The sequence below is a fragment of the bacterium genome (assembly GCA_035380285.1).
Classification (GTDB): Bacteria; Auribacterota; Erginobacteria; order Erginobacterales; family DAOSXE01; genus DAOSXE01.
Genome location: DAOSXE010000024.1, coordinates 17,435 through 40,153, shown reverse-complemented (window position 1 = coordinate 40,153; position 22,719 = coordinate 17,435). Strand labels below are relative to the sequence as shown.

22 protein-coding genes are annotated in these 22,719 nt (G+C 64.1%); 16 read left to right on the top strand and 6 right to left on the bottom strand.

Annotated elements, in window-relative coordinates:
• The first annotated feature begins 118 nt into the window (after window positions 1–118).
• Window positions 119–364, top strand: a complete 246-nt coding sequence (locus PLZ73_09665; GenBank protein HOO78142.1) for a DUF3175 domain-containing protein — start codon at window positions 119–121, stop codon at window positions 362–364.
• 109 nt (window positions 365–473) lie between these two features.
• Here the strand turns inward: PLZ73_09665 and PLZ73_09660 are convergent, their stop codons facing one another.
• Complete coding sequence (locus PLZ73_09660; GenBank protein HOO78141.1) at window positions 474–1,376, bottom strand: AraC family transcriptional regulator; 903 nt, start codon at window positions 1,374–1,376, stop codon at window positions 474–476.
• Between the two features lie 150 nt (window positions 1,377–1,526).
• Here PLZ73_09660 and PLZ73_09655 point away from each other — a divergent pair, with 150 nt between their 5' ends.
• Window positions 1,527–1,862: a hypothetical protein gene (locus PLZ73_09655; GenBank protein ID HOO78140.1), complete on the top strand. Its 336-nt coding sequence runs from the start codon at window positions 1,527–1,529 to the stop codon at window positions 1,860–1,862.
• 107 nt (window positions 1,863–1,969) lie between these two features.
• On the opposite strand, the gene PLZ73_09650 is transcribed toward PLZ73_09655, so the two are convergent.
• The 4 genes from PLZ73_09650 to PLZ73_09635 all read right to left on the bottom strand — a co-directional run bounded on the left by PLZ73_09650 (window position 1,970) and on the right by PLZ73_09635 (window position 5,396).
• The gene (locus tag PLZ73_09650; protein HOO78139.1) at window positions 1,970–2,974 is read right to left on the bottom strand and encodes a pyridoxal-phosphate dependent enzyme; all 1,005 of its coding nucleotides are present in this window, start codon (window positions 2,972–2,974) and stop codon (window positions 1,970–1,972) included.
• Window positions 2,975–3,205: 231 nt separating this feature from the next.
• Window positions 3,206–3,676 carry a DNA-binding protein gene (locus tag PLZ73_09645; GenBank protein HOO78138.1) on the bottom strand — a complete coding sequence of 157 codons (471 nt, stop codon included), beginning with the start codon at window positions 3,674–3,676 and terminating at the stop codon, window positions 3,206–3,208.
• Entirely contained in the window at window positions 3,673–4,386 is a 714-nt protein-coding gene (locus PLZ73_09640; GenBank protein ID HOO78137.1) for a haloacid dehalogenase-like hydrolase, read from the bottom strand. The genes PLZ73_09645 and PLZ73_09640 overlap by 4 nt, the downstream gene beginning before the upstream one ends.
• Window positions 4,383–5,396, bottom strand: a complete 1,014-nt coding sequence (locus PLZ73_09635; protein ID HOO78136.1) for a DHH family phosphoesterase — start codon at window positions 5,394–5,396, stop codon at window positions 4,383–4,385. The genes PLZ73_09640 and PLZ73_09635 overlap by 4 nt, the downstream gene beginning before the upstream one ends.
• A gap of 107 nt (window positions 5,397–5,503) precedes the next feature.
• Between PLZ73_09635 and PLZ73_09630 the strand changes: the two genes are divergently transcribed.
• The 11 genes from PLZ73_09630 to PLZ73_09580 all read left to right on the top strand — a co-directional run bounded on the left by PLZ73_09630 (window position 5,504) and on the right by PLZ73_09580 (window position 19,870).
• On the top strand, window positions 5,504–7,315 hold the full coding sequence (locus PLZ73_09630; protein HOO78135.1) for a carbon starvation protein A: 1,812 nt from the start codon (window positions 5,504–5,506) through the stop codon (window positions 7,313–7,315).
• Entirely contained in the window at window positions 7,315–8,394 is a 1,080-nt protein-coding gene (dprA, locus tag PLZ73_09625) for a DNA-processing protein DprA (protein HOO78134.1), read from the top strand. The genes PLZ73_09630 and dprA overlap by 1 nt, the downstream gene beginning before the upstream one ends.
• A 37-nt stretch (window positions 8,395–8,431) precedes the next feature.
• Entirely contained in the window at window positions 8,432–10,639 is a 2,208-nt protein-coding gene (gene topA / locus PLZ73_09620; protein ID HOO78133.1) for a type I DNA topoisomerase, read from the top strand.
• Window positions 10,636–11,244 (top strand): MotA/TolQ/ExbB proton channel family protein, encoded by a 609-nt coding sequence (locus tag PLZ73_09615; protein HOO78132.1) that lies wholly within the window; start codon window positions 10,636–10,638, stop codon window positions 11,242–11,244. Before topA ends, PLZ73_09615 begins: the two co-directional genes overlap by 4 nt.
• A gap of 3 nt (window positions 11,245–11,247) precedes the next feature.
• Window positions 11,248–11,664 (top strand): biopolymer transporter ExbD, encoded by a 417-nt coding sequence (locus PLZ73_09610; protein ID HOO78131.1) that lies wholly within the window; start codon window positions 11,248–11,250, stop codon window positions 11,662–11,664.
• 87 nt (window positions 11,665–11,751) lie between these two features.
• Entirely contained in the window at window positions 11,752–15,180 is a 3,429-nt protein-coding gene (locus tag PLZ73_09605) for a DNA polymerase III subunit alpha (GenBank protein ID HOO78130.1), read from the top strand.
• A 103-nt stretch (window positions 15,181–15,283) separates the two neighbouring features.
• Window positions 15,284–15,577 carry an HU family DNA-binding protein gene (locus PLZ73_09600; GenBank protein HOO78129.1) on the top strand — a complete coding sequence of 98 codons (294 nt, stop codon included), beginning with the start codon at window positions 15,284–15,286 and terminating at the stop codon, window positions 15,575–15,577.
• 86 nt (window positions 15,578–15,663) lie between these two features.
• The gene (gene hisS / locus PLZ73_09595) at window positions 15,664–16,941 is read left to right on the top strand and encodes a histidine--tRNA ligase (protein ID HOO78128.1); all 1,278 of its coding nucleotides are present in this window, start codon (window positions 15,664–15,666) and stop codon (window positions 16,939–16,941) included.
• A 1-nt stretch (window position 16,942) separates the two neighbouring features.
• Complete coding sequence (aspS, locus tag PLZ73_09590) at window positions 16,943–18,736, top strand: aspartate--tRNA ligase (protein HOO78127.1); 1,794 nt, start codon at window positions 16,943–16,945, stop codon at window positions 18,734–18,736.
• Window positions 18,733–19,455 carry a DUF3047 domain-containing protein gene (locus PLZ73_09585; GenBank protein HOO78126.1) on the top strand — a complete coding sequence of 241 codons (723 nt, stop codon included), beginning with the start codon at window positions 18,733–18,735 and terminating at the stop codon, window positions 19,453–19,455. Before aspS ends, PLZ73_09585 begins: the two co-directional genes overlap by 4 nt.
• Before the next feature lie 100 nt (window positions 19,456–19,555).
• Window positions 19,556–19,870, top strand: a complete 315-nt coding sequence (locus PLZ73_09580) for a TRL-like family protein (protein HOO78125.1) — start codon at window positions 19,556–19,558, stop codon at window positions 19,868–19,870.
• Between the two features lie 73 nt (window positions 19,871–19,943).
• Here PLZ73_09580 and PLZ73_09575 read toward each other — a convergent pair whose 3' ends face one another.
• A complete protein-coding gene (locus PLZ73_09575) occupies window positions 19,944–20,441 on the bottom strand; it encodes a hypothetical protein (GenBank protein ID HOO78124.1) in 498 nt (165 codons plus the stop codon).
• Between the two features lie 93 nt (window positions 20,442–20,534).
• Between PLZ73_09575 and PLZ73_09570 the strand changes: the two genes are divergently transcribed.
• The 3 genes from PLZ73_09570 (at window position 20,535) to PLZ73_09560 (ending at window position 22,703) form a co-directional block, all read left to right on the top strand.
• Window positions 20,535–21,281, top strand: a complete 747-nt coding sequence (locus tag PLZ73_09570; GenBank protein HOO78123.1) for a Nif3-like dinuclear metal center hexameric protein — start codon at window positions 20,535–20,537, stop codon at window positions 21,279–21,281.
• A 93-nt stretch (window positions 21,282–21,374) separates the two neighbouring features.
• Window positions 21,375–21,872, top strand: a complete 498-nt coding sequence (locus PLZ73_09565) for a manganese efflux pump MntP family protein (GenBank protein ID HOO78122.1) — start codon at window positions 21,375–21,377, stop codon at window positions 21,870–21,872.
• A 96-nt stretch (window positions 21,873–21,968) separates the two neighbouring features.
• Window positions 21,969–22,703 (top strand): N-acetyltransferase, encoded by a 735-nt coding sequence (locus PLZ73_09560; protein HOO78121.1) that lies wholly within the window; start codon window positions 21,969–21,971, stop codon window positions 22,701–22,703.
• Window positions 22,704–22,719 lie beyond the last annotated feature (16 nt).

Below are 22,719 nucleotides of genomic sequence, written 5' to 3'. Positions count from 1 at the left end.
CCCGAACCGGGAACCCGTCCGTCGAAGCCGGGCTTGGAGCGTTCCCGGGTTTGGTATATAACATGATGGTGGGAAAACGCCGGGAGGAAAACGGCAAACGGGAACCGGGAGGTGAACCATGAGCGGAGAGAAGAATTACTGGTCCAAGGACGTGGAGACCAAGTGGCACCCGCCCGAAGGTTTCTTCGAGCAGCCGGCCGAAAAAATAGCTCGCGGCCTCAAGGACGCCTCCCAGGACCTGGCCCAGGCCATGGACCGGCTCGATTTTTTCCTCAACCGCGCCGGCTCCAAGCTCCCTCCCCGGGAGCGGCAGCGCCTGGAAGGGGTCAAGCCGATCCTGCGCGGTTTATTCGGGAAAGACTGAGCGGCGCGTCCGGGCGGCCGGCCCCGGCCGGAAACGTTTCCATGAGCATGGTCTCCCGGCCGGGGGAGGCGCCCCGGAAACCCGGAGCGCCCCCCCGTGCCGTTACCGTTTAATCCTCGAGTTTGAGCCGGATCTCGGTGCGCAGATCTTCGGGCGGGGTCCGGTCGGGGTCGGTGAGATAGACCTCGTACCCCGCTTCCGAGGAGACTACCCGCCCGCTGGCGGGGGCCCAGCGGCCGCAGAGAGCCTGGTAGGTCTCCCCCAGCTTATCGAAGGATCCCCGGTGCAGGGTGACGGCGTACTCTCCCCCCGGAATGGTCTTGATCTCGATCCCGGGAACGTCGGGAACGACGTCCGGACCCACGGTGATGCAGGCGTCGTAGCGGATTTTCTCCGGGGGCGTTACTTCGGGGTCGTCGTAGCTGACGCCGATACACTGGGTTGTGGGCCCGAAGATGCGGTTTCTGCCGGCCCAGGAGCAGAGCTTCTCCCAGGCCCCGTGACAGTTCTGGTACGGTCCGGTGTGGCGGACGCAGGCCACCCGGAGCGGTTCGAAGGTTTTGATTTCGACTTCGATCATGAGCTTTCTCCTCCCCAGTCGGGGTTTGAACATGGTGACGTCGCCGTCGGGCCGGTAGTGCACCCGGTTGGCGACCGGTTTCAGGGAGAGGAATCGGTCGCGCCGCGCCCGCGAGGGCGGGGCCCCGAAGAAAGAACGGAAAGCCCGGGTGAAGGATTCGTGGGTCTCGTAGCCGGCGTCGAGCGCGATGTCCAGGATCCGCCGGTCGCCGGCCTTGAGTTCGGAAAACGCCCGTTCCAGCCGTATCCTCCTGACGTGTTCCATCAGGCCTTCCCCCACCAGTCCGCGGAAAATCCGGTGGAAGTGAAACGGCGAAAAACAGGCGACGCCGGCCAGTTCCTCCAGGGTGAGAGACTCGTCCAGGTGCTCCTGGATGTATCCCAGCACCCGCCCCAGGCGCTGCCGGTATACCCGTTCCGTTTCTTCCTTCATCGTTCCCTCCTTCGGACGGCCCGGGGAGGCGCCGTTCCCCGACCGTCGAGGGTACGATAAACCAACGCCCCGGGCAAAGCTTGACCGCCCTTGCTTTTTTCGGCAGGGAGGGGAGGGCTCTCCATGTAGGCATGGAGGGAAGCATAAGGCATGGAGCATAGCCCCCCGCCGAACCTTTCTAGGGTTCGGGGTTCAGGAAGGGAGAGAATTCACAGACCTGCCGGCGGCAGGCAGGTTTCACAGATAGTAGAGAAAGAGGATTCAGGATTTGTTTTGCTCTATGCACTTCCATGCTCTTCGCTTTTCTCGACCATGAAGAACATGAAGGGCATGAAGGGGGGAAAGAAGAGGGTTTGGGTCCGGAGAATTGTATGTCATTGCGAGGAGTCCCACGTCTGGCGGGACAACGAAGCAATCTCTGGAGCAGTCCACAGACCTGCCGGCGGCAGGCAGGTTTCACAGATAGTAGAGAAAGAGGATTCATGATTGCTCCCTGCTCTATGCTTTGCACAGGTGCAGAAATCTCAAGGGGCCAAGGTGGAGTCCATCCTGAACCCTGAACCCTGGAGGAAGCCGGGGGCAGGCTGCCCCCGTCAGGCCAGCAGTTCGACGTTGCCGCCGGTATGGATGAAGAGGACCGCCTCGCCGCGGTCGAAGCGGCCTTCCTCCAGGAAGGACAGGAGGGCGGCGGCCGCCTTTCCGCTGTAGACGTAGTCGAGAAAGATGCCGTACTCGCGGGCGAAGCGCCGGACGGCCTCCTCGCATTCCCGGGTGCGGATCCCGTAGCCCGGACCCACCCAGCCGTCGTCGACTTCGGCCGGGCCCGGGATGGCATGTGGTTCGCCCAGGAGTTCGAGCGTGCTTCGGCTCAGGGCCAGGGCCTCTTCGGCCAGCACCTCGCCGGGATGGGCGGCGCTGATTCCCAGTATGGTTCCTTCCCATCCGGTCAGGGTTGTGCCGGCCATGAGCCCGGCCTGGGTTCCCGCCGAGGAGGAGGAATGGACGACCGTGCCGAAGTCGATCCCCACGCGTTTCCCGTCGTCGAGGATTTCCGCCCAGGCATCGACGTAGCCCAGGGCGCCGGTGGGGGTGGAGCCTCCCACCGGCAGGCGGAAGACCTTTCTCCCCTCGCGCTCCAACCGTTCCTCCAGCGTTTGGGCCTCGGTTCCCCAGTCCTCCCAGGAGGTGGAATCGATATGCAGACACGAAGCTCCCAGGATCCGGTCCAGCCGCAGGTTGCCGGTAGGGTCGGTTTCATCCTTCCCGCCCAGCACCAGGCGGACGTCGAGGCCGACCGCGGTCCCGTAAGCCGCGGCCATCCGGCAGAAGTTGGACTGGTTGGCCCCGATCGCGACCAGGGTGTCGCAGCCCAGTTCCAGCGCCTGGGCAATAAGGAAATCGAGCTTTCTGGTCTTGTTCCCCCCGAAGGCAAAACCGGTCAGGTCGTCGCGCTTGCACCAGACCTCGACGCCGAACCGGCGGGAGAGACCCGCCAGAGGCATGACCGGGGTGGGGAGCAGCGAATAGCCGAGACGGGGAAACGGCCGCAACCGTTCCCGTAAGGCGACCCCGGCGTTTTTCCCGTTCTTTGTCGTCACTTCCTTTTACCCCTTAAGCTCGCCATGTAAGCATGTCGGGCGTCAAAGAGCATGGCGTATAGAGCATAGGGCATAGAGCATGGAGCATAGAGTAAAACAAATCCTGAACCCTCTTTCTCTTATCCGTGAAACCTGCTTGCCGCTGTCAGGTCTGTGGACTCTCTCCCTTCCTGAACCCTGAACCCCGAACCCTGAACCCTGAACCCTGAACCCTCTTCCCCTCCTCTATGCCTACCTGGTGAGTTTTCCCACGCCTCCGCGGGGCACGAGCAGGGCGAAGCCGGTGTCGGCGTCGACAAGCCGGGCCGAATCCGTCCCGGTGATTTCCCGGAGGACGACTTCCAGCACCTGCCAGACCGTCACCCCCTCCCGGGCGCAGCCGGTTACCGTCGATTCCCCCCGGCCGCAGGCCAGGTGGAGATGGAGAAGGGGGTTCCCGGCTTCGTCGGGGAAGACGGTCCCGGTGCCGGTGACTTCGTGTACGCCCCGGAGCACGGCCGTCATCGGCCGCACCGGCCTTTCGTTCCCGTCCGCGGGGCCGACTACCAGGCGGCTGCCGTCTTCGGCGCCGCCCACGACGGAAAGGACGGCGGCGCCGATGCCTTCGCGCCGGCAGAAAGCCTCGATGGCTTCGTGGATTACCTCCCCCTGCTCGAGCCGGATTACGAACAGACGCCCGTCCCCGGCCTGGGCGGATTTCACAGATCCTCTCCCCCCCCCGGGACGGTAGCTTCCTCGAGCGCGCGCCGGAAGGCCGGATAATCGCTCAGATCGGGGAAAACGACGCCGGCGCCCAACCCCCGGAGCCGGTCGGCCCGGTCCCCCCGGCCGATCCCGATGAAAGGATGGTCGAGTTCCCGGGTCATGGCCACGTCCCAGACCCCGTCGCCGACGTAGACCACCCGGTCGAAGTGGCGCACGCGGTAGCATTGCCGGGAGCGTTTCAGGGCCATCCGGAAAATACGGGACCGCACCATGGAATCGTCGGCGGTCGCCAGGGGAATTCCTCCCGGGTCGATTCCGGCTTTTTGGAGCTTGTAGCGGGCCGATTCCAGCCAGCATCCGGTGCAGATCGCGATCTTCCAGGCACCCTCCGCCTTCAGGCGTTCGAGGGTTTCGCCGGCGCCGTCGACCTCTCCGAAAAGCTCAGGTTCGTCGTTGGCGCGGCTGGAGAGCAGGAGCATGAAGCGGTTGATCAGGCGCTGGTGCGCTTCCGCGTCCAGGCCGGCGCCGGTGGCTTCGGCGTAGATCTGGTCGGCGATCCCGGAATCGGTGTAGTGCTGGTAACTCCCCCAGTCGGTGCTGAACCCGGTGATGCCGAACTCCTGGGCGAACGCCTCCACGAAGCACTCGGCGTCCACATCCAGGGTCTTCGTCAGGGTACCGTCGACGTCGAAGATCGCCAGGTTCATGGTCTGGCCCCCATGCGCGCGCTCACTTCCTCCAGTACCCGGGGGATCGCCTCCTCCAACCGGGCACCCCGGAGGAGGGCTCCGGCCGCGGTCTGGTGCCCCCCGCCTCCCAGGACCTTGGCCGCGCTCCCGACGTCGGCGTCGCGTTTGGAGCGCAACCAGACCTCCACCCCGGCATTTTCTTCGTGCATCATGACCGCGGCCCGCACCCGCTCCAGGCTCAGCAGCTGCTTGAGGGCTTCCGAGGCCAGTTCCCGCTGATAGAAGGAGAGATGTTCGCTGCGGTAGAGGGTGAACCAGGCCAGGTTGCCGTCCCGCTCGTAACTGACCGAGCGGAGAATGGCGTACAGGTCGTCCAGGTAGGTGTCCCGGTTGCTGCAGTAAAGGCGTTCCTGGAGGAGTTCGATGTCGATCCCCGCCTCGACCAGTTCCCCCAGCATGCCGATCATGCGCCCCTCGGGGTCGATGTAGCGGAAGTTGACGGTGTCGGTCGAAAGACCCACGTACAGCGCCTCGGCGATCTGGCCCGCGATGGCCACCCCCATGGCTTTAAGGGTTTCGAAAACGAGCTGGGCGGCTCCCCCGGCACTGAAGCGGACGTAATTGACGGCCCCGAAGAAGCCGTTGTCGCGGTGGTGGTCGATGTTGACGACCGGGCCCGGCACCGTTTTGGCCGCCGTTTCCAACCGACCCAGGCGGTAGAAGTCGCAGCAGTCGACCATAGCGACGGCGTCGCACCGGGCCAGAAGGGGGTCGTGCCGGGGCGGGTCGTATTTTTCGATCACCGAACCCCGGTTGAGAAAGGCCAGGGTGGGGGAAATAGGGTCCGATCGGAGCGCGATCGCGGTTTTGCCCAGACCGCGCAGGGCCAGGGTGACGGCCACCTGGGAGCCGATGGCGTCGCCGTCGGGCTCTTCATGGGAGAAAACGGCGCACCGCGAGCACGCTTGCAGAGCGCCGGCGGTTTCCTCCAGGGTGGAACTTTTCTTGAAATCCGTTTCCTGAAACATGGCTATAGGCTACATGGGATCGCAGACGGGCTCAAAGAGAATCTGCGCCCTCCGGAAAAGGGTTCCCCCCTCCGGTGACGATCTGGGATAATCGTACCGGTCGAGCAATGAACGCGATCGCTTTGGCAGCCGTATCCCTGGCCGCATTTCTGGCGGCCTACTTCACCTACGCCCGGTTTCTCCAGGTCCGCATCTTCAAACTCCTCCCGGATGAAACCGTCCCGTCCCGGCGCTTCCAGGACGGGATCGATTTCGTTCCCACCCGGCCCGCCATTCTCTTCAGCCACCATTTCGTCTCCATCGCCGGATTAGGGCCGATTCTGGGGCCGGCCATCGGAGTCATCTGGGGTTGGCTTCCCGCCATGCTCTGGGTGGTGTTCGGGACCATATTCTTCGGGGCGGTGCACGACTTCGGGGCGCTGGTCATCTCCCTGCGCAGCGAAGGCCGCCCGATCGGGGAAATCGTCCGAGATACCGTGGGCTACCGGGCGGGGACGTTGTTCATGTTGATCATCTGCTTTCTCCTCGCCCTGGCCATGGGCGTGTTCGCCTATCTGGTGGCGGTGCTGTTTACCTCCTTCTACCCGGAATCGGTTCTCCCCGTGGGCTGTCTGATGCCGATAGCCGTCCTGACGGGATATCTGATCTACCGGCTCCGGGTTCCGGTCACCGCGGCCACGGTGCTCGGCCTCATCCTTATGTTCGGGGCGATCAGGATCGGACTCGATTACCCGGTGCCCCTGTACCGGTATTTTCTGGATCCGGAGGTCGGGGCCGCCGTCTCCGCCCTCACCGCCGCCCCGCTTCCCGGAGCCGCCGCCGAGGCGCTGCGGGAAGCGGGGAACGCGGCCGGAGCGCAGCAGGTCCTGGCCGCGGCCGACCGCGCCCGCGACTGCTGGATCTGGATCCTGCTCGCTTACGCCTTTCTCGCTTCGGTCCTCCCGGTCTGGGTACTCCTGCAGCCCCGGGATTATCTCAATTCCTTCCAGCTTTACGCGGGAATGCTGCTGCTGGTGGCCGGCCTGATCGTCGTCAACCCCGGATTGGCCGCGCCCGCCCTGGCGCCGTCGAATCCGGGGACCCCGCCGCTTTTCCCCTTCCTGTTCATCGTCATCGCCTGCGGCGCCATCTCCGGGTTTCACAGCCTGGTATCGAGCGGGACCACGGTCCGGCAACTCGACAGTTCCGTCCATGCCCGGGCGATCGGCTACGGACCCATGCTCCTGGAAAGCCTGCTGGCGGTGGTGGCGATCATCGTCTGTACCGCCCAATCCCCCATCTTTCCCGGAACGGAATCCTGGCTCGCCCGTTACGGCGACTACGCTCAGATGAACCGCCTGGGGACCAAGCTCGACGTCTTCATCTCCGGAGCCGGGTCCCTGATCGCCGCGGTGGGGGTGCCGGCCCGGTTCGCCCGCAGCTTCATGTCCGTGGTTGTGGTCGCTTTTGCCCTGACCACGCTCGATTCCGGTACCCGCCTGATGCGCTATGACCTGGAAGCCCTGGCTCGGACCTTCAAACTACGGCCCCTTACCTATAGGTTTCCGGCGGGAATCCTCTCCGTGCTCGTCATCGGCTATTTCGCCCTGATCAAGGTCCACGGGCAGCCGGCCGGGCTGGCGCTTTGGGAACTCTTCGGTTCCGCCAACCAGCTCCTGGCGGCCCTGGGGCTGCTGGCGGTCTGTGTTTTTCTCTATGTCCGCCGCCGGAACCTGCTGCCCTTCCTGATCCCCATGGTTCTCATGATGGTGTTCTCCCTGTCGGCGATGACGGTCAAACTGCGGGATTTTTTCCGGGAGGGGAGCCTGGTGTTGCTGATCACGGGGATCGTGCTTATGGTTCTGACCGTCTGGCTGCTGGTCGAAACCGTCATCCTGATCCGGCTCTTCCGCTTCGGGCGCCGTGGAGGCGAAGGTTGATGGACGAACGTGGCGCCCTGATCGTCCTCAACCTGATCAAAGGGCTGGGCCCGGTCAGGATCAGAGCCCTGGTGGAAAGCTTTGGTTCCGCCGAAGCCGTACTCGAGGCCCCCGCGTCCCGCCTGCGGGCGGTTCCCGGCATCGCCTCCTCGCTGGCCTCGGCGGTGGCGGCCTGGCGGGAGAGCGAGTACAAAAAGGAATTCGAGTTGATCGAGCGTTGGGGGCTGTCGGTCGTGAGCTGGCGCGACCCGGAATACCCGCCCCAGCTCGCCGAGATCTTCGACCCCCCCGTTCTGCTCTACGTCCGTGGCGCGTTTCGCCCGTCCGACCGGTGGGCGGTGGCTCTGGTCGGCAGCCGCCGGGCCTCGAGCTACGGGGAGCGGACCGCCTGCCGTCTGGCCCGGGAATTGGCCCAACGGGGTGTGACCGTGGTCAGCGGGCTGGCCCGCGGAGTCGACGTCCAAGCCCACCTCGGCGCTCTGGCCGGCGGCGGCCGCACCATCGCCGTTCTCGGTTCGGGCCTGGGCAACATCTATCCTCCCGAACACCGGGGCCTGGCGAAACGGATCGCTTCGGCGGGAGCGGTGATTTCGGAGTTCCCGGTCCGCGCCGTGCCCGAATCCGGCAACTTTCCCCGGCGCAACCGGGTTATCAGCGGGCTTTCCCTGGGGGTGGTGGTGGTGGAAGCCGGAAGCCGCAGCGGGGCCCTGATCACGGCCCGTCTGGCCATGGAACAGGGCCGCTCGGTCATGGCGGTGCCGGGGCGGGTCGATGCCTCCGGAGCTGAAGGGACCACCGGCCTTCTCCGCGACGGCGCCAGGCTGGTGGCCACGGCCGACGATATTCTGGGGGAGTTCGAGTACCTGGAGGCGAAACCGGCGGCCGCGGCCGCCCCGGCGGTCGAGCTTTCTCCGGAGGAAGCCGCGGTCCTGCGCGCTCTGCAGGAAGAAGACGCCGGGGTCGAGGCCCTGATGGAGAAAACGGGCTTGACTTCACCGGACATCTCCGCCATTTTGCTGAACTTGGAACTGCGGCGGCTGGTACGGAGGCTACCGGGCCGGCTTTACGGGCGCACCTGAGAGAGCGCCCGCCGCGAACCGTTCAGCGGATGGAACCATGGCCGAACAACGATCGAAGCGAAACCCGGAAAAAGCGCCCCGCAAGCTGGTAATCGTCGAATCCCCGGGCAAGATCAAGGCCCTCAGCCGTTATCTCGGCCCCGGATACCGGGTCATGGCTTCCCTGGGCCATGTCCGCGACCTGCCTAAATCCCGGTTGGCGATCGATGTCGACGGCGGGTTCGCCCCCGAGTACATCATCCCCAAGGGAAAGAACAAGCTGGTCAAGGACCTGCGTTCGGCCGTGAGCGACGCCGAAGCTGTTTACCTGGCGCCCGACCCCGACCGTGAAGGTGAAGCCATCGCCTGGCACCTTCAGGAACTGTTGAAATCCGGCGACACTCCCTTCTTCCGGATCGCCTACCAGGAGATCACCCCGTCCGCGGTCCGGGAAGCCCTCGAACATCCGGGGGAGATCAACCTCCGCAAAGTCGACGCCCAGACCGCCCGGCGGGTGATGGACCGTTTGATGGGGTATAAGATCAGCCCCCTGCTCTGGAAAAAAGTGGCCTCCGGGCTTTCCGCCGGCCGGGTCCAGTCGGTGGCGCTGCTTTTGGTCTGCCGCCGGGAGGAAGAGATCCGGGAGTTCCGCCCCGAGGAGTACTGGCTCCTTGACGCCCGTTTTTCCAAACCCGACACCGGGGAATCGTTCTGGGCGCGCCTGGAAAAGGTCGACGGACGCAAGGCCCGGCTGGAAGACGGAGAGAGCGCTTCGGGTTTGGAGGATGAAGTCCGCCGGGCGGTCCACAAAGTGGCCCGGGTGGAGGAGAAGGAACGGGCCAAGGCGCCCCCGCTCCCCTTTATCACCAGTTCGCTGCAGCTGGAGGCGGCCCGGCGCTTCCGCTGGACCGTCTCGCGGACGATGAAGGTAGCCCAGGGGCTCTATGAGGGTGTGGAACTCGGCCAGGCGGGCGTAGTGGGCTTGATCACGTACATGCGCACCGATTCCTACCGTATTTCCGCCGACGCTCTTCGCCACGCGCGCGAGTATATTGCGGAGGCTTTCGGCCCCGAGTACCTGCCGGCCAAACCCAAGGTCTACCGGGCGCGCCAGGGCGCCCAGGATGCGCATGAAGCCATCCGGCCCACCGATTTTTCCATTACCCCGGAGCAGGCCAGGCAATGGCTGCCGCCCGATCAAGCCCGGCTCTACGCTTTGATCTGGCGCCGGACGGTCGCCGGCCAGATGGCCCCGGCCCGGCTGGCCACGGTCACGGTCGCCGTCGAGTCCGGCCGGTGCGAATTCGTCGCCCGCCGCGAGCGGGTGGTCTTTCCCGGCTATCTGAAGGTCTGGGAGCCGGACGGGGAAAACGCGCAGGGAGAAGAGCCCGGGTCCCGGGACCCGCTCCCCTTCCTGAAGCCGGGAGAAGAGCTGGCCCTGGCCGAGATGAAGAAAGAACAGAAATTCACCCAGCCCCCGGCTCGTTACAGCGAGGGCACGCTGGTCAAGGCCCTGGAGGCCAACGGGGTGGGGCGTCCTTCCACCTACGCCCCCACCATCAGCACCCTGCTGAAAAGACGTTATGTAGAGAAGAAGGAACGAAAACTCGTCCCCACCGACCTGGGGATGATGGTCAACGGCTTGCTTCAGGAATATTTCCCCAGCGTGCTCAACATCAAGTTCACCGCTCAGATGGAAAAGGAACTGGACGAGATCGAAGAAGGCCGGTTCCGGTGGCGCCAGGTGGTCTCCGACTTTTTCGACCCCTTCCAAAACACCCTCCACCAGGCCGAGCAGGGGATGGAGAATCTGCGCCGCCAGGCCCTCCCGACCGACATCGCCTGCGAGAACTGCGGCCGGAAGATGATGATCCGGTGGGGGCGTAACGGCGAATACCTGGCTTGCGAAGATTACCCGCAGTGTAAAACGTCCCTGAATTTCGACCGGGCCCCCGACGGCACGATCGTTCCCCGCCGTCCGGAAACGACCGACGAGGTCTGTGAAAAGTGCGGTTCTCCGATGGTAGTCAAGCAGGGGAGATACGGGAAGTTCCTGGCCTGTTCGGGATATCCCGCCTGTAAAAATACCCGGCCCGTGCCCACCAGCGTTAAATGCCCCCGGGAAGGCTGCGACGGCGACCTGGTCCAGCGCCGGTCGAAAAAGGGCTATCGTTTCTACGGTTGCTCGCGCTATCCCGAATGCGATTTCGTGACCCGCCGCCTGCCCTCAGCCGAGGAAAGTAAAACCCCCGGAAAAGAGTCGTGACGAGTCTGCTCCAGCAGGGCGGCTTCCTGATGTACGTGATCCTACTCTGCTCCGTCGTGGGGTTGGCGGTGTTTCTGGAGAAGCTCTACCACCTCCACCGCGCGGCCATCGATCCGGAGCCGCTGCTGTTGCGCGTCCGGGAACTGGTCGGGGACGCAAACACCGCTTCCGCCCTCTCCCTCTGCCGGGAGACGCCGGGACCCGTCGCCCACATCATCGCCGCCGGACTCTCCAAAGCCGGCCTCGCCCGGCCCGAGATCAAGGAAGCGATCGAGGATGCCGGGCTCCGGGAAGTTTCGCGGTTGGAGTCCCGGTTGGGGATACTGGCCACGGTGGCCCATATCTCCCCGCTCCTGGGCTTGTTGGGCACCGTGCTGGGGATGATCCGGACCTTCAGGACCATCGAGAACCTCGACGGGCTGGTCAACCCCTCGAATCTGGCCGGGGGGATCTGGGAAGCGCTGTTGACCACGGCCTTCGGACTCATCGTCGCCATCGCCGCCTTCGTGGCCTATAATTTCCTGGTATCGCGGGTGGAGAAGATGGTCGGCCAGATGGAGGTCAGTGCGGTCGAGATCGCCGACCTCCTCAAGACCGGGGTTTGATCCATGAGGTTCGTCCGGCGGCGAACGCTGAAAAAGGGGAGTCTGGATATCGCTCCCCTGATCGATGTGGTTCTCCTCCTGCTTATCTTTTTCATGCTCACCTCGAACATGGTCAACCCGGCCGGTTTCAAGATCGACCTTCCCTCTTCCAGCTCCCGGCTTCCCCGGGCGCAAGCCGCTCTGGTGGTGACGATCGACAGCGCCGGGGCGGTCTACCTGGGCCCCGATCTGGTCGCCCGGGCCCAGTTGGCCCGCGCCCTGGCCCGGGAATATGCCTCCCGGGGAGATGGGGATTTGATCGTACGGGCCGACCGGGATACCCGGCACGGGGAAGTGGTGGAAGTCATGACCATCGCCAAGGACGCGGGCTGGGACCGGTTGGCGGTTCAGGCCCGCCCCGGCCCCCCGCCGCCGGAATAAATCCGCGCCTGCCCGGGGAGGTCCAGTTGCGGCTTGATGTCCCCTCTTTTCCCGGCGTATAATCCCGGCGTTCCCGGGATCCCTATGATGAACCCTGCAGATTTCGTACATCTTCACGTCCACTCGGAATACAGTCTTCTGGACGGCGCCGCCCGCATTCCGGAACTGGTCTCCCGAACCCGCGAACTGGGGATGCGCTACCTGGCCCTCACCGACCACGGCAACATGCACGGGGCGATCAAGTTTTACAAGGAAACCCGCACCGCCGGCATCCACCCGATTATCGGGTGCGAACTGTATCTGGCCCCGGGCAGCCGCCATGAGAAAGGGCCGGGAACCGGCAAGCATTTTTCCCATATGACCTTCCTGGCCAGGGACGAGGAGGGGTACCGCAACCTGATCGAACTCAGCACCCGGGGTTATATCGAGGGATTTTATTATAAACCCAGGATCGACCGGGAAATCCTGGAGAACCGCTCCCGGGGCCTGATCGCTCTCTCCGGATGCCTGCAGGGGGAAATCCCGCAGGCGCTGTTGAGGGGTAAGCCGGAACACGCCCGGCAGGCGGCCCGCTATTTCCAGGACCTGCTGGGTAAGGACAACTTTTTCATCGAACTCCAGGATCACGGTATTCCCGCCCAGAAGGAGGTCAATCCCCGCCTGGTCCGGCTGGCCCGGGAGCTGGAGGTCCCCCTGGTCGCTTCCAACGACTGCCATTACGTCCTTCCCGGCGACGCCGCCGCCCACGAAGTCCTGCTCTGTATTCAAACCGGGGCCAAGATCGAGGACGAAAAGCGCTTCCGTATGCCCAGCGCCGAGTTCTTCCTGAAGTCGCCCGACGAGATGGAGCGTCTCTTCGGAGAGTTCCCGGAAGCGCTGACCAATACCCGCGCGGTCGCGGAGCGCTGCCACTTGGATATCGTTTTCGGCCGCAACCTTCTTCCCTCCTTTCCGGTGCCGCCCGGAGAGAAGGAAGACGAATATCTGGAGAAGCTCTGCCGGGAAGGGATCCGAGGCCGGTACGACCGGGAAACCCCGGAGATCCGCGAGCGCCTCGCCCACGAACTGGGCGTCATCCACCAGAAGGGCTTCGATTCCTACTTCCTCATCGTCTGGGATTTGATCCGATACGCGAAATCCAACCGGATTCCGGTCGGGCCCGGGCGGGGGTCGGCGGCCGGGAGCCTGGTCGCCTACCTTCTGGGCATCACCGATATCGACCCCTTCCGCTTCGATCTTCTTTTCGAACGATTTCTCAACCCCGAGCGGATGGCGCTGCCCGATATCGACATGGATATATGCGACCGCCGCCGGGGCGAATTGATCCAATACGCCGCCGCCAAGTACGGAGGAAGCGAACGGGTCGCCCAGATCATCACGTTCGGCTCGATGAAAGCCCGGGCGGTTCTGCGCGACGTCGGGCGGGTTCTCGGCGTCCCCTACGCGGAAATGGACCGGATCGCCAAACTGGTTCCCGCCGGCCCCCGGATGACCCTGAAGAACGCCCTGCAGATGGAACCCCGGCTGAAGGAGGTCTCTGAGTCGAACGAGGAGATGAAGAAGCTGTTTCACATCAGCTTCCGGCTCGAGGGGCTGGCCCGGAACGCCTCCACGCACGCCGCCGGGGTCATCATCTGCGGCGATCCCCTCACGAGCTACGTTCCTCTGTGCCGGGGCAGCAACGACGAAGTGGTGACCCAGTTCGATATGCACGACGATGAAAGCATCGGCTTGCTGAAGATGGATTTTCTGGGGCTAAAGACGCTTTCGATTCTGCAGGACACCTTGGAGATGATCGAAGCCACCACGGGGAACAAACTCGACCTGTCCCGGATACCCCTCGACGACGAGGCGACCTTCAACCAGCTTTCCCGGGGCAACACCATCGCCGTTTTCCAATTGGAAAGCTCGGGAATGCGCGATCTCTGCCGCCGTTTCAATCTCAAGAACCTGGACGATATCCTGGCCCTGATCGCCCTCTTCCGTCCGGGCCCCATGCACATGCTCGACGACTTCATCGCCCGCAAACACGGTCAGGTCGAGATCAGCTATACCCACCCCGGGCTGGAGACGATTCTGAAGAAAACCTACGGGGTCATGCTCTATCAGGAGCAGGTGATGCAGATCGCCAACCGTTTCGCCGGTTTTACCCTGGCCAAGGCCGACACCCTCCGCAAGGCCATGGGCAAGAAGCAGGTGGATAAAATGGCGCAGCTGGAGGAGGACTTCATCAGGGGAGCGCGGGAGAAGGGGATCGACCCCGGGGTCGCAGGCAGGATCTTCTCCGACATGGCCCGCTTCGCCGAATACGGCTTCAACAAGTCCCACAGCGCCGCCTATGCCTTGATCGCCTACCGTACCGCATACCTCAAGACGCATTATCCCCGGCAGTACATGTCCGCCGTGCTCACCAGCGAAATGAACGACATGGACAAACTCACCTTCTATATGGCCGAATGCCGGGCGATGGGGATCGAGGTGCTCCCTCCCGACGTCAACGAGAGCTTTTCCCATTTTACCGTGGCCGGGGAGCACATCCGCTTCGGGCTGACCGCGGTCAAGAACGTGGGGCAGGGCGCCGTCGAGGCCATCATCCGCGAGCGGACCCGCGGGGGGGAATACGTCAGCCTCTTCGATTTTCTGGACCGGATCGATCTCTCGTCCGTGAACAAGCGCATGGTCGAAAGCCTGATCCGCTGCGGCGCCCTCGACTCGCTGCCCGGCAACCGCGCCCAGAAACTGGATATACTCGATGCCGCCGTCGATTCGGCGGTCGCTTCCCGGCGCGACCGGGAGGCGGGGCAGGAGACCCTCTTCGCCCAACTCGACACCGCCAACGGAGAGGAAGACCTGATCTCCTTCCCCGCCCTCGCCGAGCTCCCGGAAGCGGAGCTGCTGGCGGCCGAGAAAGAACTGCTGGGGATGTACGTCACCGGCCACCCGCTTCAGAAATACGAAAAGATCATGGAAGTCCTGACCACCGTCCCCCTCTCCCGCCTGGACGAAGTCAAGGCGGATACCGAGGTGAGGGTAGGGGGTCTGGTGGCCCAGGTGGACGAACGGCTTTCGCGCAAGACCGGCAAACCTTTCGCCGTGGTTCGCCTGGAGAGCATGGACGGGTCCGCCGAGGTGCTGATTTTCGGCAGAGACTACCCCCGCCTGGCTCCCAAGATGCAGGAGGGGGCGATCGTCGTGGTCGAGGGCAGGGTGCGGGCGGGGGAGATCTCCGCCGGCGTCTCCGCCGACGAGGTCCGCAGCGTGGAGGAAGCCATGGAGATGCTCTCCTCCGGGATCCACCTGCAGACCTTCGTCAACCAGGTCACCGACCACGACCTGGACGACCTGGTCGGTATTTTTTCCCGGTACCCCGGTCCTTGTCCGGTATTTTTCGATCTGCGCTGCCCCACGGGGCAGAAGGTCGTGATCAAGACCGGGCGCGAACATCATATCCGCTGCTCTCCCTCCCTGATCAAGGAGATCGAGCGGGTTCTGGGAACGGGCGCGGTCCGGCTCTGAACCGGCTGCGGGCCCGGTTCGGGGATAATCTCGCTTGAATCCGCGCGGGCGACTCTGCTACCCTTTCACCAAACCGAGCGGTCCGAAAAGAAGGAGTCAGCATATGACCAAGAGAGAACTGGCGGTAAGAATTGCCGAGGAGACCGGCTTGACCCAAGTCGCGGTCAAGGAAGTGGTTCAGAAGTTTCTGGATTACATCGTGGACGAGTTGGCCGCGGGCAGGAGCGTGGAGTTCAGAAATTTCGGAGTATTTGAAACCGTCTACCGCAAACCGAGAATGGGCCGCAATCCCCGTTTCCCGGAGCAGGAGGTGGAGATTCCCGGCCGCTACGTGGCTCACTTCAAACCCGGGAAGATCATGAAAGCCCGGATCGGGCGCCGGGTGCCCCGGGCCTGAGCGGGCCCGGTCCGTTCCCTTTTCCGGCGCTCGCGCGCAGCCCGGCCGACAAACCCCGGTCCCTCGGGCCGGGGTTCGTGATTTTTATGACCGAGACGAGGATACAATCAGTACGGGGGATGCAGGACGTCTTCCCCGACGAAGCGCGGCGCTGGGCGGCGGCGGAAGCCGCGGCCCGGGCCGTCGGCGTTCTCTACGGCTACGGAGAAATCAGAACTCCGCTGGTCGAGGCGACGTCGCTCTTCGTCCGGGGAATCGGCGAGGGGACGGACATCGTCGACAAGGAGATGTTCTCCTTCACCGACGCCGGCGGCAAGGGGCTGACGCTCCGTCCGGAAGGGACCGCGGGCGTGGTCCGGGCTTACCTGGAGCACCACGTCTACAAGACGGTGCCGCTGGCCCGTTATTTTTATCTGGGCCCGATGTTCCGGCGGGAACGGCCCCAGGCGGGCCGCCGGCGCCAGTTCCATCAGTTCGGAGTGGAGGCCCTGGGGTCGGACGAGGCCGCCCTCGACGTCGAGATCGTCGACCTGCTCATGTTCTTCCTGGGCGCGGCCGGGGTCAGGGCGCCCCGGCTGGAGATCAACAGCGTCGGCTGCGCCGACTGCCGCCCCATCTACCGGGAAAAGCTGCAAGCTTTCCTGCGGGATCGGTCCGCCGACCTCTGCGCCGACTGCCGCGCCCGCGCCGAGCGTAATCCCCTGCGGGTCATGGACTGCAAGAACCCCTGCTGCCGCCCGGTGCTGGAGGCCGCTCCGGTCGTCTCCGACCACCTTTGCCCGGGCTGTCGGGACCATTTCCAGGCCGTGCTTTCCGGGCTCGAGAACCTGGGGATCGCCGCCGTCCGCCGGCCGAGTCTGGTCCGGGGCCTGGACTACTATACCCGCACCGTCTTCGAGGTCTATTCCGATTCCCTGGGCGCCCAGGACGCGGTCGCGGCGGGCGGCCGCTACGACGACCTGGTCCGCGACCTGGGGGGGCCCCCGACGCCCGCCGCCGGGTTCTCGGTGGGGTTGGAACGGCTGCTGCTCTGCGCCGGGGACGTCACGATTCAGCCGCCTCGCTCGGGGAAGAAATCGGTTTACTGCGTCTGCATCGGGGAAGAAGCCGCGGCGTGGGGGGCGAGGACGGTCTCCGGCCTCCGCCGCGCCGGAATCCCGGCCCTGATGGACTACGGGAACCGCAGCACGAGGGCGCAGTTCCGGGAGGCGAACCGTGCCGGCGTCGATTTCGTCGTCACCCGGGGTGAGGCCGAAGCCGGGCGGGGAAAGGTCAAGTTCAAGGATATGGGGGAAGGGGTGGAGCGGGAGGTTGCGGATTCCCTCGACGTTCTGGCGGAGACGATCAAGAAGGGAGAGGGCTAGCATGGAATTCTGGAAGCGCAGCCACACCTGCGGAGAACTCCGCGGCGGGGACACCGGGAGCGAAGTGACGCTTTCGGGGTGGGTCCGTCGCCGCCGCGACCATGGAGGGGTGATTTTCGTCGACCTGGCCGACCGCGAGGGGATCACCCAGGTAGTCTTCAACCCGCAGACCGCCGCCGACGCGCATGCCCGGGCGGAGGGGCTGCGTTCGGAATACGTGATCGCCGTCCGGGGACGGGTGGGAAAACGCCCGGAGGGGACCGAAAACCCCGACCTTCCCACCGGGGAGATCGAAGTGGCCGTTTCCGGCCTTCAGATCCTCAACCCCAGTCTTCCTCCTCCCTTTCCCCTCGACGAGGAAGAAGCGGTGCAGGAAGAGACCAGGCTGGCCCACCGCTACCTCGACCTGCGCCGGCCCCGGATGCTGCGCAACCTGAAGTTCCGTCATTTGGTCACCCAGAAGGTCAGATCGTATTTGAGCGCCCAGGGGTTCTGGGAGGTGGAAACCCCTCTCCTGACCAAAAGCACCCCCGAGGGGGCCCGGGACTATCTGGTGCCGAGCCGCGTCCACCCCGGGCAGTTTTACGCGCTGCCCCAGTCCCCGCAGCTTTTCAAGCAGATGCTCATGGTGGCGGGGGTGGACAAATATTTTCAGATCGCCCGGTGCCTCCGCGACGAAGATCTGCGCGCGGACCGGCAGCCCGAGCATACCCAGGTCGACTGCGAGATGTCCTTCGTCACCCCCGAAGATATCTGCCGGACCATCGAAGGTCTGGTGTTCGAAGTGTTTTCGGAAATCATCGGCCGCCGGGTTTCCACCCCGTTCCCCCGGCTGACCTACGCCGAGGCCATGCTCAGGTATGGAAGCGACAAACCCGATCTGCGTTTCGGTATGGAGATCCGGGACCTTACCGATCTTTTCCGGGAAACCGGGTTCAACGTCATCCAAAGCGCCCTGGCCGAAGGGGGAGTCGTCCGCGCCCTGGCGGTTCCCGGGGGGGCCGAACTTTCGCTTAAGCAGATGGACGAATTGACCGCTTTCGTCAAGGAAGCGGGAGCGGGCGGCCTGCTCTGGATTCTGCCCCGGCCCGACGGTTCGCTGAAATCGCCGATGAAGAAATTCCTTTCCGACCCTCTCCTGGAAAAAATGCGGGAGATGCTCGGCTGCGGGCCGCACGATCCGGTGATGATGATCGCCGCCCGGGCAAACGTGGCCGCGGAAGCCCTGGGGCGCCTCCGCCTCCGCCTGGCCCGGGACCTGGGCTTGATTCCGGAGGGAGAATTCAGATTCTTGTGGATAGTCGATTTCCCCCTCCTGGAATACGACCCGGAGGCGGGACGGTACGCCGCGGTTCACCACCCCTTCACCAGCCCGGTTCCGGAAGACATTCCTCTCCTGGATACCGATCCGGCCCGGGCGCGCGCCCTGGCTTACGATCTGGTCCTCAACGGAACCGAAATGGGGGGCGGGAGCATCAGGATTCACCGCCAGGAGGTACAGAGCAAGATGTTTTCGCTGCTGAACATATCCCCGGAGGAAGCCCGGGAACGGTTCGGCTTTCTGCTGGACGCGCTTCAATACGGAGCGCCTCCCCACGGCGGCATCGCCCTGGGCCTGGACCGGATGCTGATGCTGATGCTGGGGTTGGATTCGATCAGGGACGTCATCACCTTCCCCAAAACCCAACGGGCCATCTGCCTGACCACCGGCTCTCCCTCTCCGGTCAGTTCCGAGCAGCTGAAGGAACTTCATATCCGCCTGGAGGCGGAGGATGAGGAAGGGGGAGGGCGGTGACGGCCGCCATCCTGATCGGCCTGGGGGTTCTGGCGGTAGCTCCCCCCGCCAACGGAACCTCCGCCGCCCTTCCGGTTCCCACCGCCCCTCCGGCGGCGGTCATCCGGGAAATGGAGAACATCATCCTGGTGGGCGATTTCTCCGAAGGCCTCGACGGAACGGTTCCCCGGTCATGGGAGTTGGACGACAAAAAAGAGCCGATCTCCATCTCTCTCTCCAGCGAGGGCGTCGATTGGGCGGTGGAGATGGCCAGCAGCAACAGCGCTTTCGGGATCTATCGGGAGCTGGATTTCAACTTGAAGCACCACCCCTATCTGAACTGGGAGTGGAAGGTGGAAGAACTCCCCCGGGGGGGGAATTTTCTCGATCCCGAGACCGACGACCAGGCGGGACAGGTCTATATCTCCTTCGGCTCGCTCAGTTTTCTCAACAAACCCTTCGTGAAGGCGGTGGGGTACTACTGGAGCAGCACCGCTCCGGTGGGTACCTCCGGCCCCTGCCCGACCTGGGGGAAAAGCCGGGTCATCGTCCTTAAATCGGGCCCGGAAAAGCTGGGGGAATGGGTCCGGGAAAAACGCAACGTCTACCAGGATTACCTGGATCTCTTCGACGGGGAAAAACCCGAACGGGTGAGCGCGCTCCGCCTGTATACGAACTCCCAGCATTCCGGGAGCGGCACCCGGGTTTCCTTCCGCAACATCTATTTCTCCAAAGAATAAACTTGTAAAAATTCCGTAGTTTGTTACATTAACCAGTGTAACCGCGGGTCCGGAACAAGGGTTCCGGGTGGCCGGCGGAAAGAGAGAAAAGGAGGACGGCATGAAGAAAGTTGCTGCTGTTGCGCTTCTGGGCGTGGTGGTGTTGACTGGCTGTGCCATGGGTATGGCCCCCGTGACCGGGTTCGTCTACAGCGACGTTTCCGGTCCTCTGACCGCGACCGGCGCTACTTCCGGCTTTGCCAAGGTCGGGCAGTCCGAGGCGGTTTCCTACCTCGGTCTTGTCGGGCTGGGCGATGCCAGTATCGACGCCGCCGCCAAGGCCGCCGGCATCTCCAAGATACACCATGTTGATTACCACACCATGAGTATCATTGGTCTGTATGCCTGCACGACCGTGACGGTCTACGGGGAATAAGTTTATTCCCATAAAAAAAGGCCCCGGGGTTCCCCGGGGCCTTTTTTTATGCCCGGGCCCGGCGGTCGGATATTCAGTCCTCGGCCGCCTTCTCCGCCTTCCGGCGTTCTTCGCGGGCCTGTTTCCAGAGGGTCATCTTCCCGAATATGAGGATGGTTTCTTCGTCCCAGATGCGCAGTTCGACCTCGGAATCTTCGCGGTCCCAGACGTAGACCTCGAGGCCGGGCACGACCTGCCGCGGGGCGCCCAGGTCCCGGTTGAGATTCTCCAGGACGGTTCGGCCGAACCCTTCCTCGTCCCAGGTCAGGACCACCGCGAAGAGTTTCCCCCCGGAAGGGCTGAAACGGAATTCGGCCGAGCATTCCCTCCCCATGGAGACGATCCGGTATTCCAGGAATTTCTCGGCGGGCTCCATCACCCGGTCCCGGAGGCTGAAACCTTTTTCCGCGGCGGTATTTTCCACCTCGCGCACCGAGGCCCCCCAGGGAATTCCCCGGAAAGTATAAAGCGTGCCGGTCGAGTCCCCCGCCGCCGCGGCCGCCAGCAGGGCGCAGAGCACGATCGATTTCATCCTTCTTCTCCTCCGTGGCCCTAGGGTATAAGCTAGAATACCCGAAAACGATAAACGGCCGCAACCGGGCCGTTGGCACCAGCGGAGGCAGCGATGGCGCGTGTGCTCAGGGATGAAGTGGCGGAATATCTGGACGAGTTTCTCTCGGTGGGCGAATTCGTCGATTACGGTCCCAACGGCATTCAGGTCGAAGGCGCGGAGGAAATTTCCCGGCTCGTCACCGGGGTAAGCGCCAGTGTCGCCCTGTTCCGCGAGGCGGTCCGCCGGGAAGCCGACGCGATCCTGGTTCACCACGGCATTTTCTGGGACCGCGACAGCCGGGTTCTGCGGGGAGGATTGCGGGAACGGGTTCGGATTCTCCTGGAAAACGACATTACGCTCTGGGCCTACCACCTTCCCCTGGACCGGCATCCGGTGGTGGGGAACAACGCGGTCGCCGGGCGCCTGCTGGGGTTGCGGGACCCCGTCGGTTTCGGGGAGGTGGGGGTGGCGGGTGCGGTCGACTCCCTGAGCATCGGGGAGTTGAGCGCCCGGGTCCGGGACGTTTTCGGCCGGGAACCCCTGGTTTTCGATTCGGGTCCTTCCCGGATCCGTCGCGTCGGTTTTTGTTCGGGCGCCGCCCAGGGCTCGGTGGCGGCGGCGATTTCGGCCGGATTGGATGCCTATATCACCGGGGAGGTTTCCTTGCCGGTCATGCACGCCGCCCGCGAAGGGTCCATCCATTTTCTGGCCGCCGGCCATTACGCCACCGAGGTTCCGGGAATCACGGCGTTGGGGGACAATCTCCGGGAACGGTTCGGGATGGAGGTGGAATTTGTCGATATCCCCAACCCGGTCTGACGCCGCGGGGATGAAGCGAGGGCGGCCGGTATAAGCGCGCTCACCGTCATCGGGATCGCCCTGGCCCTGGCCCTGGACGCTTTCGCGGTGGCGGTGGCGGCGGGGGCCGGTCTCCGTTGCCGCCGCGTTCCGGCCGCGTTCAAAACCGGTTTATTCTTCGGAGGTTTTCAGGCCCTGATGCCCGTCCTCGGCTGGTTGGCGGCCTGGCGGTTCCGGGGCGCCCTCGATGCGGTCGACCACTGGGTGGCGTTCGCGCTGCTGGCCGCCATCGGCGGGAAAATGATCTGGGAGTCGCGTCGCCTGGCGGAACCCCGCCGTCCCGCCTGCGTCGAGGATACCCGGGTGTTGTTTCTTCTGGGCGTGGCCACCAGCCTGGACGCCTTGGCGGTGGGGATCAGTTTTTCCTTTCTGGGAGTCGCGGTCCTGACTCCGGCGGCGGTGATCGGCCTGGTGGCTTTCGCCCTGTCCTTTGCCGGGATACTGCTGGGGTCCAGGCTGGGACATTTCTGCGAGAACCGTCTCGAAGCCGCGGGGGGGGCGGTGTTGATTCTGATCGGGCTCAAGGTTCTCTACTCCGGGTTGACCGGTTGACCCCCGTCCGGGGCGCCGTCGCCCCTCCAAATTGCTTGCCGCGGCCGCGGCGCGCCGGTAAAATTCCCCCACAAACAACCCACCAAGGAGGGCGAGATGAAGAGACCGATCCCCACCAAGCTCCGTAAAAGCGAATACACCTTCAAAGTCGAATGGCTGGAGGGTCTGCTGCAGGCCCCCGACCGCGCGCCGGCGATGCCGCCCATGTACTCGCCGATCAAGAACCGGGAAGGGAAAACCTTCAACGTCCTCATCCGCCCGATCAAGCCCGAAGAGGTCGACCCCGTACTCTCGTTCCTGCGGCTGACGCTGGACGCCGAATACGATTATTACGACATCGTCGGCGTCCGCGTCTACGCCGAGCTGTTGGCCATCAAGCGCAAGCGGATGAAGGACGAGTACTTTTTCCTCGGGCTCAACGAAGGGAGGCTGGTGGGGATCGCCAACGGCAGAATCCGCGACCCCGAAGTCAATATCAGTCTCCATACTCTGACGTTCGAGCGCCAGATCAACGCCGGGGCGATTCTCTTCTACTCCAAGTGTTGGTACGCCTTCGAGGTCTGCAAGAACGACGAGTTCTGGGCGACCTTCGAAAGTTACAACGGGTGGCGTCTGGCCGGTCTGCGGATGGCTTTGCCCTCCTATCCTTGGCCGGAAGAACAGCATGAACTGGGCGGGGCCAAGATCTTCTACCTCACCCGGGAACTCTGGGAGGAGAGCATCAAGGAGGAATACCTGGAGCAGGTCTCCCGGACCGCGTTCCTCCCCGCCGACGACGATATCATCGCCGCCAACGAGAAGCTGATCATCCCCGAAGCCCTCGACATCTGAAGCCAGGGCTTCGGCC

What these genes read in the sequence shown, in the direction of transcription:
- topA (HOO78133.1), top strand. Translation starts at nt 8,432, where the DNA reads ATGGCCGAACAACGATCGAAGCGAAACCCGGAAAAAGCGCCCCGCAAG.
- PLZ73_09580 (HOO78125.1), top strand. Translation starts at nt 19,556, where the DNA reads ATGAAGAAAGTTGCTGCTGTTGCGCTTCTGGGCGTGGTGGTGTTGACT.
- PLZ73_09570 (HOO78123.1), top strand. Translation starts at nt 20,535, where the DNA reads ATGGCGCGTGTGCTCAGGGATGAAGTGGCGGAATATCTGGACGAGTTT.
- hisS (HOO78128.1), top strand. Translation starts at nt 15,664, where the DNA reads ATGACCGAGACGAGGATACAATCAGTACGGGGGATGCAGGACGTCTTC.
- dprA (HOO78134.1), top strand. Translation starts at nt 7,315, where the DNA reads ATGGACGAACGTGGCGCCCTGATCGTCCTCAACCTGATCAAAGGGCTG.
- PLZ73_09605 (HOO78130.1), top strand. Translation starts at nt 11,752, where the DNA reads ATGAACCCTGCAGATTTCGTACATCTTCACGTCCACTCGGAATACAGT.
- PLZ73_09610 (HOO78131.1), top strand. Translation starts at nt 11,248, where the DNA reads ATGAGGTTCGTCCGGCGGCGAACGCTGAAAAAGGGGAGTCTGGATATC.
- PLZ73_09655 (HOO78140.1), top strand. Translation starts at nt 1,527, where the DNA reads ATGGAGCATAGCCCCCCGCCGAACCTTTCTAGGGTTCGGGGTTCAGGA.
- aspS (HOO78127.1), top strand. Translation starts at nt 16,943, where the DNA reads ATGGAATTCTGGAAGCGCAGCCACACCTGCGGAGAACTCCGCGGCGGG.
- PLZ73_09630 (HOO78135.1), top strand. Translation starts at nt 5,504, where the DNA reads ATGAACGCGATCGCTTTGGCAGCCGTATCCCTGGCCGCATTTCTGGCG.
- PLZ73_09640 (HOO78137.1), bottom strand. Translation starts at nt 4,386, where the DNA reads ATGAACCTGGCGATCTTCGACGTCGACGGTACCCTGACGAAGACCCTG.
- PLZ73_09600 (HOO78129.1), top strand. Translation starts at nt 15,284, where the DNA reads ATGACCAAGAGAGAACTGGCGGTAAGAATTGCCGAGGAGACCGGCTTG.
- PLZ73_09665 (HOO78142.1), top strand. Translation starts at nt 119, where the DNA reads ATGAGCGGAGAGAAGAATTACTGGTCCAAGGACGTGGAGACCAAGTGG.
- PLZ73_09560 (HOO78121.1), top strand. Translation starts at nt 21,969, where the DNA reads ATGAAGAGACCGATCCCCACCAAGCTCCGTAAAAGCGAATACACCTTC.
- PLZ73_09660 (HOO78141.1), bottom strand. Translation starts at nt 1,376, where the DNA reads ATGAAGGAAGAAACGGAACGGGTATACCGGCAGCGCCTGGGGCGGGTG.
- PLZ73_09575 (HOO78124.1), bottom strand. Translation starts at nt 20,441, where the DNA reads ATGAAATCGATCGTGCTCTGCGCCCTGCTGGCGGCCGCGGCGGCGGGG.
- PLZ73_09635 (HOO78136.1), bottom strand. Translation starts at nt 5,396, where the DNA reads ATGTTTCAGGAAACGGATTTCAAGAAAAGTTCCACCCTGGAGGAAACC.